The 13,860-nt window shown below is 65.3% G+C and carries 9 protein-coding genes; 2 read left to right on the top strand and 7 right to left on the bottom strand.

Annotated features, from left to right (window positions below; all coding sequences use genetic code 11):
- The coding region (locus V3572_RS14065; protein ID WP_332111646.1) for an autotransporter outer membrane beta-barrel domain-containing protein at positions 1-1,001 on the top strand (1,001 nt) is incomplete at its 5' end.
- A gap of 200 nt (positions 1,002-1,201) precedes the next feature.
- Positions 1,202-4,948: an autotransporter domain-containing protein gene (locus V3572_RS14070; protein WP_332111647.1), complete on the top strand. Its 3,747-nt coding sequence runs from the start codon at positions 1,202-1,204 to the stop codon at positions 4,946-4,948.
- A 234-nt stretch (positions 4,949-5,182) separates the two neighbouring features.
- On the opposite strand, the gene V3572_RS14075 is transcribed toward V3572_RS14070, so the two are convergent.
- The 7 genes from V3572_RS14075 to V3572_RS14105 form a co-directional block, all read right to left on the bottom strand.
- Entirely contained in the window at positions 5,183-5,590 is a 408-nt protein-coding gene (locus V3572_RS14075; protein ID WP_332111648.1) for a hypothetical protein, read from the bottom strand.
- Positions 5,591-5,627: 37 nt separating this feature from the next.
- Entirely contained in the window at positions 5,628-7,769 is a 2,142-nt protein-coding gene (locus tag V3572_RS14080; protein ID WP_332111649.1) for a chemotaxis protein CheA, read from the bottom strand.
- 40 nt (positions 7,770-7,809) lie between these two features.
- Positions 7,810-8,325 carry a chemotaxis protein CheW gene (locus tag V3572_RS14085; protein WP_332111650.1) on the bottom strand — a complete coding sequence of 172 codons (516 nt, stop codon included), beginning with the start codon at positions 8,323-8,325 and terminating at the stop codon, positions 7,810-7,812.
- Positions 8,326-8,358: 33 nt separating this feature from the next.
- Positions 8,359-10,458 carry a methyl-accepting chemotaxis protein gene (locus V3572_RS14090; RefSeq protein ID WP_332111651.1) on the bottom strand — a complete coding sequence of 700 codons (2,100 nt, stop codon included), beginning with the start codon at positions 10,456-10,458 and terminating at the stop codon, positions 8,359-8,361.
- Between the two features lie 378 nt (positions 10,459-10,836).
- Positions 10,837-11,319 carry an Ion channel gene (locus V3572_RS14095; RefSeq protein WP_332111652.1) on the bottom strand — a complete coding sequence of 161 codons (483 nt, stop codon included), beginning with the start codon at positions 11,317-11,319 and terminating at the stop codon, positions 10,837-10,839.
- Positions 11,320-11,398: 79 nt separating this feature from the next.
- Positions 11,399-13,132, bottom strand: a complete 1,734-nt coding sequence (locus V3572_RS14100) for a phosphoenolpyruvate carboxykinase (protein WP_332111653.1) — start codon at positions 13,130-13,132, stop codon at positions 11,399-11,401.
- Between the two features lie 135 nt (positions 13,133-13,267).
- The coding region (locus V3572_RS14105; RefSeq protein WP_332111654.1) for a sigma 54-interacting transcriptional regulator at positions 13,268-13,860 on the bottom strand (593 nt) is incomplete at its 5' end.

The following is a 13,860-nucleotide window of genomic DNA, read 5'->3' on the forward strand; positions in this document are numbered from 1 at the left end:
TCTCGGACACCATCCGGGAGCGTGCCTACGCGACGCGCAGCGGCGGCGAGTCGGTTTTGGCCATGGTCCCCGGCGGCGAGATGTCGCGCATGACGGAACTGGCTTCGCGCCAGATCGCCAGCGACGCGCCAAGCGGCATCACCGCCAGGTCCGGCCAGGCCGGGGCCCTGGGGCTTTTCGTCAAGCCCGTGGGGCAGTACGTGGGCTTCGACAAGGGGCATAACCGCACGGGATTCGACGCCTGGCAGTACGGGGTGGTGGCCGGGGGAGACATGGCCATAAGCGACAACCTGCTGGCCGGGTTCCAGGTGGGCTACGTGTATTCCGACCTGTCGTTCTCGGACACGGCCAAGTCCAGCGGCCGCTCGGATACGTTTTTGGGCGGCCTCTACGGCGCCTATTCCTCGGGCGGATTCCACGCCGACGCTCTGGTGCAGGCCGGGGCGGCCTGGAACCGGCTGTCGCGCAAGATCGAGTTCGGTTCCATCTCACGAAACCCCGAGGGCAAATACATCTCGTTTCTGTTCGGGGCCTCCCTGTCCACGGGCTACGAATGGTCCTTCGGCGCATGGAAGGCCGGTCCCGTGGCCACCCTGGACTACGGCTACGTGAACACCCCGGGCTTTGCGGAATCCGATTCCGAACTGGGGCTCACGGTGCAGGGCTTTTCCGGCAATTCGCTGAAGTCGGGCCTGGGGGCCAAGGTCTCGGGCACGTTTACGGTGGGGGAGAAGACGACCGTCAGCCCGGACGTGTCGCTGCGCTGGGGGCATGAGTTTCTGGACGACAGCCAGAACATCTCGGCCCGGTACAACGGGTCGCCCACCTCGGGATTTACGGCCAAGACCGGCGAGCCGACCCGGGACAACCTGCTGGTGGACGCCGGGGTCAGCGTCGGGGTGTCGGATTCCACGAAGCTCTACCTGCGCTATTCCGGCCAGATCCTGGGGCAGGGCTCCCAGACCCAGGCCGGGGCCGTGGGGGTGCGGTACGAGTTTTGATTCTTCAGTGGGACGGAATTGCCCGGTCGTGCGGCGGCGCCCCATGCGGCGAAGAGCCGGTGAGGCCTGCGCCGTGGCAATGTGCGTGAGGGGACGTCCGGTCGGCGCTCCTTCCTCATGCAGGAAAACCGATATGGCGGCTATCCATTTTTTCCATCTTCGGGTATAGGCTTCGCACCGTCAAATTCAGGAGTTTCGCCATGCCGCATGATCGGTCCTCCCTTGTCCCGTTGCCGTGTCTGTCCGCTGTCCGCCTTGGTTCCGCTTTCCTCCGCTGTCTTGCCGCCCTGGCGGCAGCCTTTTGGTGCCTTGCGCCCGGCGCGGCCCGGGCCCAGCCCTCCTATCCGGTCACCACCACCGCGCCCACGGGCGTCGGCTCACTCTCCCAGGCCGTGGCCGACCTCAACGCCTCGGGCCAGCCCGGGTTGGTCAGCTTCGCTTCCGGCGCAGCCGGGACCATCAGCCTGACCGGCGGCCTGATCCTGACCCAGACGGCCTCCTTCGTAAACGCCTCGGGCGGCGACGTGGCCGTGAGCCTGTCCGGGGGCTCGGACGTCGCCGCCCTGACCGCCACGTCCCTGGGGACGGTGGACGGGGCCAACGTGATCTCCTTTTCAGCCCAGAGCACGGGCGACAACGCCACGGCCATCGCGTCGGCGGGTTCTCTGGCCATCGACGCCTTCGGCTACAACGGCAACGCCACGGCCGAGGCCGGAGGCGACGGGGCCTTCGGCATCAGGGGCAACGCAGGGTTGTCCCTCGGTTCCATGGATGGCGTCGTTTCTGCCGAGGCCGGAGGCGACGGGGCCTTCGGACTATCTTCCGGCGGCTCGGTGAGCATCGGGTCGTGGAGCCAGGGGGCGGTCATGGCCGTTGCGGGCGGCAGCAACGCCTCCGGAGTCTCCGCTGGCGGCGATCTGACCCTGGGGACCATGTCCTATGGACAGATCATGGCCACGACCTGGGGCAGCGACGCCTGCGGTCTGTCCGCTGCAGGCGACATCGCCATCGGAACCATGACGGATACGCTCATCGTTGCCCAGGCAGGAATCGGAGATGCCTACGGCATCGTGTCCCAGGGGAATCTGACCATCACAACCCTGGGCGACGGCATTATCTACGCCTTGACCCCTGGAGACAGGGCCTATGCCCTCTCCGCCGTAGGCGACGTATCCATCGGTCGGCTGGAGGGTGCGGTGGTCGGCATCGCACAGGGCGACGACGCCGTGGGCATCCTCGGCAACGGCGCGGTGACCATCGGGACGCTCGCCGAAAACGCTCTCGTCGGGGCCTCTGCCGACTCCGGGGCCATCGCCGTCGACGCCATGAACGGGGACATCACCGTGGACGCCCTGCGGGGAATTGTGACGGCCATCGCCGAGTCCGGCGAGGCCGTGGGCCTGCGCACGGATACCGGATACAACGTGGTCATCGGCGGCATGTCCAGCGACGGGTCCATCCAGGTCGTGTCCGACGTCGGCAGCGCCTTCGGCATCGCCTCCGGGGGCGACGTGGTCCTGAGCGGCCTCAGTGGGACTGTCGACGCTTTTTCCGGGGGAAACACGGCCGTGGGCATCCAGGCCCAGGGCGGCATCCACGGCGCAGGCGGCGGCAGCGCGATCCTCTCCGGCGCGGTGTCGGCCGAGGCCGAGGGCATCGCCGTGGCCGTGGCCGCAGCCGGTCCCATGGACCTGTACGTGACCGGCGTCCTGGCGGGCGTGGACGCCTCGGGCGGCGGCCAGGGCTACGCCATCCGGGCCGGGGTCTCGGACGGGGCGGGGGGGTGGATCGTCGGCACAGCCGACAACCTTGTGACCCTGGGGACCGGGGCCACGCTTCTCGGCACGGTGGATCTGGGGACCGGCGACAACACCCTGGGGCTCGTGGGTACGGGCGCTTTGGACAACCTGTTTTTGGGCGTGGACCATCTGGTTGCCGGGGACGGCCTTTCGGCCGCCAACTGGAATCTCGCCCTCTCGACGGACAACGCCTCGACCTTCGGCGATCTGGCCGTAGGCGCCCTGGCCACGCTTCGCATCAACGAGAACGTGACCATCACGGGCGACACGCAAAACGACGGCTCGCTCATCATCGACCTGGGCGCGGACAAAACCTACGGCGGCGACATCTCGGGCTCAGGCAGCCTGATAAAGGACGGCGACGCCGTGCTGACCCTGTCCGGGAGCAACACCTACACCGGCGGCACGGCCGTCGTGGAGGGGCTTTTGCGGGTGACCGGAACCCTGGACTCCACGCAGTACCACATCTTTTCCGGGGCGGCCCTGGAAACCTGGCAAAACGTCACCCTGCGCGACACGTCCCTGGTGGCCGGAACCCTGACCGCCCCCCTGGTGACCGTGGCCGATGACGGCACGCTTTTGGGAACCGGAACCATCAACGGCAATGTGATCAATAATGGCGTCATCGCCCCGGGAACCTCCATCGGGACCATGACCGTCAACGGGAACCTGACCCTGGCCGGGGGCGGCGTCCTGGCCATGGAGATCAATCCCTTCGCCTCGGATCTGGTGTTGGTCTCGGGCCTGACCACCCTGGGCGGCGCCCTGAGCCTGGACGTGGCCCAGGGATTTTACCGGCAGGGACAAAGCTACACCCTGATTTCCTCCACGGGGGGCCTGGCGGGCGGATTCCAGAATGTCGCCGCCAGCGGCAGCCCGTTCCTTGTTTTTTCCCTGAGCACCACCGCCACCGATGTCACGGCCACGGTGAACCGTCTGCCCTACAGCATCGCCGCCGCCAACGGGAACGCCGTGGCCGCCGGGCTGGGCCTGACCGGGGCCACGTACGCGGCCACCCCGGCCTTGCAGCAGATTCTGGGCAGCGTGGATTTCATGTCCACAGCCCAGGTTTCCGAGGGGCTGGCCCAACTGTCGCCCGAGCCCTACAGCGCCCTGGTGGAGACGTCGTTTTCGGCCATGCGGCTTTTTTCGGACACCATCCGCGACCGGGCCTACGCCAGGCGCCGGGGCGGGGAGACGCTGCTTGCGGCCTTTCCAGGCGGGGACATAAGCCGCCTGCCGCAACTGGCCTCCTCCGGGGGCCTGCGCGATATCGGCGGGGCGGGCGTGGGGCAGGCTGGACAAGGCGACGGGTTCGGGCTTTTCGTCAAGCCCGTGGGCCAGTACCAGACCTTTGACAACGGGCATAACCGCACGGGGTTCCAGTCCTGGCAGTACGGGGTGATGGCGGGCGGCGACGCCCAACTGACGGACGCCTTCCTGGCCGGGTTCCAGGTGGGCTATGTGCATTCCGACCTGCGTTTCAAGGATGCGGCCGATTCGTCGGGCTTTTCGGACGCCTTCCTGGGCGGTGTGTACGCCTCGGCCGCGTCCGGCGGGTTCTATTTCGACGGGCTGGTCCAGGCCGGGGCGGCGGTGAACCGCCTGAATCGCAGAATCGCCTTCGGTGGCGTGTCGCGGGAACCCTCGGGGGACTATACCTCGTTTCTGTTCGGGGGGTCGCTGTCCACGGGCTACGAATGGACCTTCGGGGCATGGAAGGCCGGTCCCGTGGGCACCCTGGACTACGGCTACGTGAATACCCCGGGATTTGCGGAATCCGACCCCGATCTGGGGCTTACGGTGAGCGGATTTTCCGGGAACAGCCTGAAAAGCGGTCTGGGGGCCAAGGTCACGGGAACCTTCGCCCTGGGGGAGACGACCACCATCACCCCGGACGTGTCCCTGCGCTGGGGCCACGAATTTTTGAACGACAGCCAGAGCATTTCGGCCCGGTTCAACGGTTCGCCGACCTCGGGGTTTTCTTCGAAAACCGGCGATCCGGCCCGGGACGTCATGCTGCTCGACGCTGGCGTGAGCGTGGGCGTGTCGGCCTCGACCTCGCTGTACGCCCGCTATTCCGGCCAGTTCCTGGGACAGGGCGCCCAAAGCCAGGCCGGGGCCGTGGGGCTGCGGTTCGAATTCTAGGGCAGCGTCCCCTGGAAAAGCAGTTTTTTAAGAAAGGAAGGTTCTCTTCAATCGTTGTCCTTGAACTTCGGGTTCGCGAGGTTCAAGGACACGGTATGCGGGGGCTGCCCCGGCCCTGGCCGCTGCGAGAAGACGCGGCCGGGTCGATGCGGTGTGTTTTCCCGCGCCAACCGGTGCGCCGCAGAAGGTTGGCGGCGCGGCGGCGACGCCGGGGAGAGGGACAATCCTGCCGTGTCAGGGACGCGCCTGGGCCGTCTGGCCGTCCGGTGGTGGGGCGAAAAGACAGCCAAGGCCGGGGGCGGTGGTAAATCCCGCCAGATGCGCGGCCTGGCGCAGGGAATCCGGAAGCGCGCCCTGCCGCGACACGGCGATGCCCCGCCGGGCCAGGGCCTTGGCCGCCGCCGTCATGACCTCGAAAAACGCCAGCCCTACGCCGGTCACCCCGGAAAGATCCAGGACCGCGACAAAGCCTTGGGACGGTGGAGCGGTTTTCGATTTTTCCTGGCTCAGGGCTCCGTCCATCTGCACCAAAAGCGCACCCCAGGCCGCCGCCAGGGCGGCGGCGTGCTCCGTGCCGCAGGGACCGGAAAGGCGCAGGGTCGCTGTTTTTTCCGCTGCGTTTACCGTCGATTGGGCGTCCATGGCGTTTGCCTCGTCATCCGCCCGGGAGATGGGGGCGTCAGGTGAGCGCCTCCCGTTCTTCCGTGCGTTCGTACTGCTCCCTGGCCATGCGCAAAAGCCGCGGCACATCCAGGATAAGCGAAATGCTCCCGTCGCCGTTGATGGTGGTTCCGGCGATCCACTTGAGATAGCGGTAGGATTCGTCCAGACTTTTGATCACCGCCTGCTGGCGTCCCACGACCACGTCCACGGCGATGCCGGTCATCTCCCCGTCGGCCTCCACGATCACCACCCGCTCATAGTCAGGCTGCTTGCCGGGAACGGCGAACAGCCGCCGCAGGCTGACCAGGGGGATCAGATGCCCCATGCGCTCGATGGACTCCACTTGGCGGGGCTGGCCGGTAAGGAAGCGTTCCTGGAAGCCGCGCAGATTGGTCAGGGGCACGATGTAGGATTCCCCTCCCACCCGCACGTTGAAGCCGTCGATGATGGCCAGGGTCAGGGGCAGGGTGATGACCGTGGTCGTTCCCTGCCCCAGGACGTTTTCCATGTCCACCGTGCCGCGCATGGCCTCGATGTTTTTTTTCACCACGTCCATGCCGACGCCCCGGCCCGAGACGTCGGACACCTTTTCGGCCGTGGAGAATCCCGGCTCGAACAAAAGGGCCAGGAGCTCCTTTTCGGGCACGTCGGCGTCCGGAGACAGCAGGCCCCGTTCCACGGCCTTTTTGCGGATGCGGGCCGGATCGACGCCCCGGCCGTCGTCGCGGATGCGGATGACCACGTTGCCGCCGGAATGCCCGGCGGACAGGACGATGCGCCCGGCCGGGGGCTTCCCGGCCTGGGTGCGTTCCTCGGGGGGTTCGATGCCGTGGTCCAGGCTGTTGCGGATGATGTGGATAAGCGGGTCCTTGAGGCGGTCGATGACCGTCTTGTCGAGTTCCGTTTCCGCCCCCTCGGCCACAAAGACGGCCTCCTTCCCCAGGGAGGCGGACAGGTCGCGAACCAGCCGTAAAAAGACGGAAAAGACCGTGCCGATGGGCAGCATGCGCAGTTCCAGGGCGCTGTCGCGCATGGCGTCGGTGAGGCGCTCCAGATCCTCGTCCACATCGGAGGCGGCGGCCATGTTCTCGCCCTTGACCGCCTGGCGCAGGCGGGACTGGAGAATGACCAGCTCCCCGACCATGTTCACCAGGGCGTCGAGCTTGGCCGAATCCACGCGCAGGGAGGCGCTGGCCGGGGCCGTGTCCTGCTTTTGTTTCGGGGCCTGCTCCTTGGGATGCCCCTTGGTCCGGATGGCCTCCACCTGGCGCAGCTTGCCCTCCACCAGGGTCCGCAGCCGCGAGGCGGCCACGGTTTGGTCCTCGCCCGGGGGCATGTGTTCGAAAAAGGGGAGGAATTCTTCAAAGTCCGCGCCCCGGAGCCTGCCGGGAACCAGGGGGATCACGGCCAGTCGGCAAGAGTCTTCCACGAAAAGGAACACGTCGCGGATGGCGTTTTCGCCTCGACAGGTCATGAGCAGGATGTCGTAGGCGGCGTGGAGCCCTTCGGGATCGTGTCCGGGGTCATCCAGGGCCGGAATGTCCTGGACGTGGGCGTAAGCCCGGTACGGCCCCAGGGCGGCCAGCTCCTCGAACAGCCCCAGGGGTTCGGTGCCGTTGGCCAACAGATCCGCCGCAGGGGCGAAATGGATCCAATACATTAAAGGGGGGCCGGCGTCCGGCAGGTCGCAGGCGTCCGTTCCGTCCAGCACTGGCGGCGGCGCGTCTGCAGCCTTCGCCGCAGTCTGTGGTCCACCGGACGCGGCCAGGCCGATCTCCGCCAACATCTGGCGATAGACGGTCAAAAGTTCCTCCGAACGGGCCAGGAGATCGGCCGGAGGCGGGCCCTCGGCGACGAACAGCAGGGCCTTGATGTGGTCTCCGGCCGCCAGGGTGGCGTTAAGAAGCTGGGGGGTGACCGCCAGTTTGCCGTTTCGCACCATGTCGAAGGTGGTTTCGATCTCGTGGGTGAACCGCGAGATTTCCTCGAAACCGAACATGGCCCCGCCGCCCTTGATGGTGTGCATGGCCCGGAAGCAGGCCGCCATCCTCTCCTTGTCCCCGGGATCGGCTTCAAGGTCGAGAATCGCCCGTTCGAGTTCGGTCAGAAGCTCCAGGGCCTCGTCGCGGTAGGTCGATACGGCCTGATCCATGGTCATGGCGTTTTCCTTTGTAGCGAACACCGCCTGCAAAACGGCATCAGGCCTCCCCGGACTCGGCTCCCCGGGCGGCATCCTCGACGACCCGGGCCACGTCCAGGATCTCCTCGCTGGTGAAGACCTTGTCCACGTCCAGGATCAGGATGAAGCGGCCGCCGTGCTTGCCGATGCCCCGGATGAAATCCGTACGTACGGTGGCCCCCATGGCCGGAGGCGGATCGATGGCCTCGGGTTCGAGCTCCAGGACTTCCTTGACCGAGTCGGCCATGGCCCCCACCACCGACGTGGCCTCGTTTTTCGTGATTTCCACAATGACCACGCGGGTGTTGAGGGTCTTTTCCACCCTCCCCAGCCCGAATTTCATGCGCAGATCCATGACCGGCACGGCGGTCCCGCGCACATTGACCACCCCGCGCATGTAGTCCGGCGCGCCGGGGATGCGGGTGATGTCCTGAAGGTCAAGGATCTCGCGGACCGAAGAGATGTCCAGGGCGAAAAACACCTCGCCCAGGGTAAATGTCAGAAAACGGTATCCGGCTCCTTCTTCCTGCATCATGGCCTTTCTCCGCGCGACGTGGCGATCCGGACATTAAAAACTTTCGAAATCATCGTCATCGCCGCCCTTTGCCGACGGTCCCTCGGACATGCGCAGCTTGAGGCCGCCGGGCTTGGCGGCCTGGGCGGGTCTGGCGGCGGGGGCCGCCTTGGCCGGACGGCGCATGGGGGCCCGGGTCTGGGACTGGGCCTGGGGCAGGGCGACAGGACGTCTGATCTCGCGCTGGCCGATGTCGAAAAAGGCGATGGTGGCCTGGAGTTGTTCGGCCTGGGCCGACAGTTGCTCGGCCGTGGAGGCCAGTTCCTCGGAGGCCGCCGCGTTTTGCTGGATGACCTGGTCGAGCTGTTGCAGGGCCTTGTTGACCTGTCCGGCCCCGGAGCTTTGCTCCTGGCTGGCGGCGTTGATTTCCTGGATCAGGTCGGCGGTTTTTTGGATGTCCGGCACGAGCTTGCCCAGAAGCTCCCCGGCCCGGGCCGCGATGTCGGTGCTTGAGCGCGACAGCTCCGTGATCTCCGAGGCCGCTCCCTGGCTGCGTTCGGCCAGCTTGCGCACCTCCGAGGCCACCACGGCGAATCCCTTGCCGTGCTCTCCGGCCCGGGCCGCCTCCACGGCGGCGTTTAAGGCCAGAAGATCCGTCTGGCGGGCTATTTCTTCAATGATGGAGATCTTGCCCGCAATCACCTTCATGGCCGCCACGGCCTGGTTCACGGCCAATCCGGACTCCTCGGCGTCGCGTGCGGCCTTGACCGCAATGGCCTCGGTCTGCTTGGCGTTGTCCGCGTTCTGGCTGATGCTGGAGGCCATCTCTTCCATGGCCGCCGAGGATTCCTCCACGGCCGCCGCCTGTTCCGTTGAGCCCTGGGACAGGGATTCCGAGGAGGCGCTCATCTGTTCACTGCCCGAGGCCACGTTTTCGGCCCCGGCCTGGACCTCGGAAACCACTTCGCGCAGCTTCTCCACCATTTCCCGGAAGGACCGGAACATCTCGTCCTTGTCCGAGCGCGGCGCGACCTCCACGGTCAGATCCCCGTCGGCCAGGTTGGAGGCGATCCGCGACGCCGTGCGTTCGGCCTCGATCATGCGCCCCATGGCCCCAAGGAGCTGCCCGATCTCGTCGGTGCTTGCGGCCACGACATCCTCTTCGGTATTGCCTGCGGCCACGGCCTCGGCCACGCGGAAGGCCCGGTTCACGCCGTTTCTGATGGCCCGGGTGATGAAAAAGGCGAAGAGGACGCCCACCAGGACGGCCACGGCGGACACGGACAGGCTGGTGATGGTGGCCTGGCGGGAGTCGGTGGCCATGCTCTCCTTTTGCGCGGCAAGGGCCCCTTCGGCCTGATTGCTCACGTTTCCGGCCATGACCGCCATGTCCTTGACCAGGGCGGCCTGGGTGTCCCCGGCCTTGACCACGTCGTCAATACGGCTTTTGTAGGCCTCGGCCTTGACCACGATGTCCGCCAGAAGGGCCTTTTCCTCGGCCGCGATGCTTACCGAGGCCATCTCTCGGCCTGTTCCAATCACCGCGTCCAGGCTGGCCTTGGCGTTGTCCGTACGGGCCTTGTCCCCCCGCCACAGGTAGTAGAGCACCTCGATGCGCGAGAGCAGGAAGTTCTGGGTGATGCCGGCGATCTTGGCCCCGGACGATCCGGCGTCGCCTGCCCCCTGGGACGTTTCGGCGCTGGCGCGTTTGGTCAGGGTCTCGGCCGTCTGTTGCAGGCCTGCCGCAGCAGCCACCATTTCCTTGACCGTGGCGTCTCGCGAACGTTCGGCCTCGATGTATTTCCCAAAACCTTCGTCGTAACTTTTGATGGCTGCGGTGATGGCGTCCATCTTTTCCCGATTGGCGATATTTTTGAAGCTGGCCTTGAGGGTGGCCGCCTGGGTGATGATGGTCTCCACCCGCTTCTTGAACTGCTCCACTCGGGAGGCGTCTTTGGCGTCCATGAAATAGAGGACGTCCATGCGGGCCTGGAGGGTTTCGGACACGATGGTGTTGACCCCTTCCATCTTGCTGGCCCGGTCGGCGATGGCTCCGAGGCTGAACCAACCGACGGAGGCCACGACGGCAGTGAAGAGCAGCAAGAGCCCAAAACCGATGCCCAGTTTTACCGCGATTCGAAGATTGGCGAACATGGAAGCCTCCGAGGTTGATAGGGACGAGGATGATCGGGTTTCTCCAATGCCGGTGGGATACCCCGGAGAAATCCGATTCAAATGGAATGATAACCACAGTTTGTGAATTCAGGCAAGAAAGAAAGTCTTTTGCAGAAAAGAATCGACACGGTGCATGGGGTTTTTTGGACAAGACAAGGCACGAACGGAAAATACGTAACGGGTTCGGCATATTTGTGGAAAAAACCAAGAATGAAAGGGCGTATCCTTTTCAGGAACGAGGCCTGGGCCCATTCTGACAACGCCCCCAGCCGGGAAGCCGCCTCCCCCCGGACTCTCCGGATCAGCCAGGCAGGATGCGCCGGGACACAGCGGAAGAAGCCGGATGCGCACAGCGGCTTACTGCCGCAGCTTGTCCGAGGCGATGAGCCGCACCAAAATGACGATCAGGCAGGAGCAGAACACCCCCAGGGCCAGGTAGCCGAAAAAAGACTCGGAGGCGGACAGGACGCGCAGATCGGGGGTGGGGGCGCAGTCCGGGCAGCCGGTGTTGGTGAAGGTGGCCACGCTGTAATACAGGCAGTCGCGCAGGGTCTGGGTCGTCTGGCCCGAGCACAGGATGCCGAAGGCCATGTAGGTCCGGGTGTATCCGGCGATGATCAGGGCGATATAGGCCGGAAGGGCCAGAACCAGGACCACGAGGCTGCGGAAGAGCAAAAGGGACAAAAGGATCAGGGTGGGGAAGGTCACCGAGAAGGCGAAGGCCAGGAAAATGATCTGGGTGGGGTCCACGCTCTGGCTGTGGCTCAAATACAGCAGATAGGCCAGAAAGGGCAGGGCCACGAAAAAGGCGGCGACAAAGACGATATGGCGAAAGTTCATGGCCGTTCGGTGGTCGGACGGGTTTCCGGCCGGGGAGCACTCCATCCCCCGGCCGTTGCGGATGCGCAAGGCGCCGCGATCAGCATTTCACCATAAGTGAATTGACCAGTTTGAGCAAAAGTTCCGGCTTGTGATGCAGATCGGAATTTTGCAGAAAGCTGCGGCGCTGCATGAACCGGTCGCGCACCGTGGCCGCGTAATCCTCGGGATTTTCCACCTTGGCCGGGTCGTAGCGGTCGCCGTAGCCCGGCAGGATCTTCTCCACGCTTTTTTTATCCGGGATCTGGGCCCCGGGCAGCACGTCCCAGTCGATCCAGGTCAGGCGGTCGGTCAAAAGGGCGGTTTGCAGGGTAAGCGACGTCTGGAGCGGTATCTTGCGCAGATCCCGATCCGAGGTGCGCCAGAACCCCACGGAATTGAAGCAGAACCCCGTGGCCCCGTTCTCGAAGACCTTTAAAAACGCCTCCACGTCCTTCCACAGCTCATACACCCGGAAGGGATTGGCGAAGGGCTCGAAGACCAGTTTTTTCAGCTCCTCCTCGGAGACGTTCTCGGCCAGGTTGCGTCGGGTCATCAGCGACGCGCCCATGGCCACGGCCAGGCTGTTGTCGATGAACCGGACCACGGGCGGCAGGCAGGTGTCCTTCATGAGCCAGACCATGATGTCCGGGAAGGCGCAGCGGTTAACGTAGACCCCGAGCAGATCGCGGTCGATGAGCGCCCGGCCGTTGGGGTTGCGCACATCCTGGCCAAGGGGCAGCACCTTGCCGTGAAGGCGGGTGAGCCCCATGTTTTGGACGGAGATCATGTATTTCCAGTCCGGATGGGCCAGAGGCCGGGAATCGGTCTTGTCAAAAAGCGTGGGCTCCCAGACCCGGCAGACCTTCTGCTCGCAGTCGATCTGGAAGGCGTCGTCGTGCAGCACCACCTTGGTGAAACCCTCGGGCAGGGTGGCGCCGTTGTCATGGGAGTTGGTGTGGGACGACTTGCCCGTGCCCGACAGCCCGAAAAAGGCGATGGAACGCTTGCCGAGCACGTGAAATTTTTTCTCCGTGGTCTTGGAGAAGTCGAGTTCCTTGATGCCGCCGTGGCAGGCGGCCATCCCCAGGCGCATGCCCGAGGTCCAGGCCAGGGTCAGGGTGCCTTTCTTGCGTTCTCCGAAATAGCGCATGCCCAGGTTCACGACCACGTTGGCGTCTTCGTCCACCAGGGCCAGTTGGGCGCCGCCTTCGTTGTGATAATAGGGGTCCGTGGTGCGCCAGTGGTTGAAGCCCACGATGAGGATGTCCTGGATGGGCAAAGTCGGGCTTTGGGCATATTTCTCGGCCAGTTCCTCGAAGGGGGTGAAATTGGCCAGCCAGTTGAAGACGTTGATGGCGTCGTCCTCGGTGGCCACCATGGTGGCCTTAATCATGAGATCCGCATCCAGGCCGAGGATGGCGTTGGCCTTGATGAGGGGATATTTCTGCATCTCGAAGACGGCCTCGCGCAGATCGGCCTCCACCTTGCGCCGTTCCGAGGCGCTCATGCGGGTGTAGAAGCGCCGGGCCTTGGCCGTGCGGCCCACGATCTTGCCGTGGCAGTTGTTTAAGACCGTGGCCCCTTCGGGAAGCCCCAGGCGCTTGGCCGCCGGGGGATAGATGGGCAGGTCCGTCTCCATCACGTCGTGCTGGCCCCTGGCCAGATCATAGGCCTCGGCCGCCGTGACCCGGCGCACCCGCTTGTCCAGAAGCAGGGTCTGGGCGATGGAGCGCGGGGCGGGCATGCGGGTGATGTCGTCTTTATAATAGTCGTAGCTGGACTGGCTGGCCATGCGTCGGCTCCTTGCGGGGTGTTGCGGCAAGTGTATCAGGGGGCGGGGCCAAAGGTAAATGACTTTGCCCCCGGCGTTCGCCCGACGGCAAATGAAAAGGCCCCGGGCAGGCGGACCTCCCGGGGCCTTTGGGCCTTATCCCCGGCGGCCCATGGTGAACCGCTTGGGGTCGATGCCGTATTTTTTGACCTTGTAGTTGACCACCCGGTAGCTTTCGCGCAGATCGCGGGCGGCCTGGAACATGTTGCCCCGGGCCTTTTTGAGAGCCTCGATGAGCAGTTCCTGCTCGAATTTGGCCACGGCCTCGCCAAAGGACAGGCTGGGGCCCGTGTTGGAGCTTTCGGCGGTCTGCAGGGTGGGGGGGAGGTGATAGGTGCGCACCACGCCCTCGTCGCACAGCATGGCCGCGCGCTCCATGCAGCTGGCCAGCTCCCGGGCGTTTCCGGGCCAGTGGTACTGGTTTAAGAGGTCGATGGCCGGGGTGGAGATGCGGCGCAGGGGTTTGCCGAGCTTTTTGGAATATTCGCCCAGGAAGTGTTCGGCCAGGGGCAGGATGTCCCCGGCCCGGTCGCGCAGGGCCGGGACATAGATGGGCAGGACGCTTAGCCCGTAATACAGGTCTTCCAAGAATTCGCCCTTGGCCATGCGTTCGCCCAGGGAGGCGCTGGTGGCGGCCACGATGCGGACGTCCACCGGCGCCGGTTCGATCCCGCCCTTGCGCTGCACCG

This window comes from Desulfolutivibrio sp., from assembly GCF_036584575.1.
Lineage (GTDB): Bacteria > Desulfobacterota > Desulfovibrionia > Desulfovibrionales > Desulfovibrionaceae > Desulfolutivibrio.

What these genes read in the sequence shown, in the direction of transcription:
- V3572_RS14070 (WP_332111647.1), top strand. Translation starts at nt 1,202, where the DNA reads ATGCCGCATGATCGGTCCTCCCTTGTCCCGTTGCCGTGTCTGTCCGCT.
- V3572_RS14075 (WP_332111648.1), bottom strand. Translation starts at nt 5,590, where the DNA reads ATGGACGCCCAATCGACGGTAAACGCAGCGGAAAAAACAGCGACCCTG.
- V3572_RS14080 (WP_332111649.1), bottom strand. Translation starts at nt 7,769, where the DNA reads ATGACCATGGATCAGGCCGTATCGACCTACCGCGACGAGGCCCTGGAG.
- V3572_RS14085 (WP_332111650.1), bottom strand. Translation starts at nt 8,325, where the DNA reads ATGATGCAGGAAGAAGGAGCCGGATACCGTTTTCTGACATTTACCCTG.
- V3572_RS14090 (WP_332111651.1), bottom strand. Translation starts at nt 10,458, where the DNA reads ATGTTCGCCAATCTTCGAATCGCGGTAAAACTGGGCATCGGTTTTGGG.
- V3572_RS14095 (WP_332111652.1), bottom strand. Translation starts at nt 11,319, where the DNA reads ATGAACTTTCGCCATATCGTCTTTGTCGCCGCCTTTTTCGTGGCCCTG.
- V3572_RS14100 (WP_332111653.1), bottom strand. Translation starts at nt 13,132, where the DNA reads ATGGCCAGCCAGTCCAGCTACGACTATTATAAAGACGACATCACCCGC.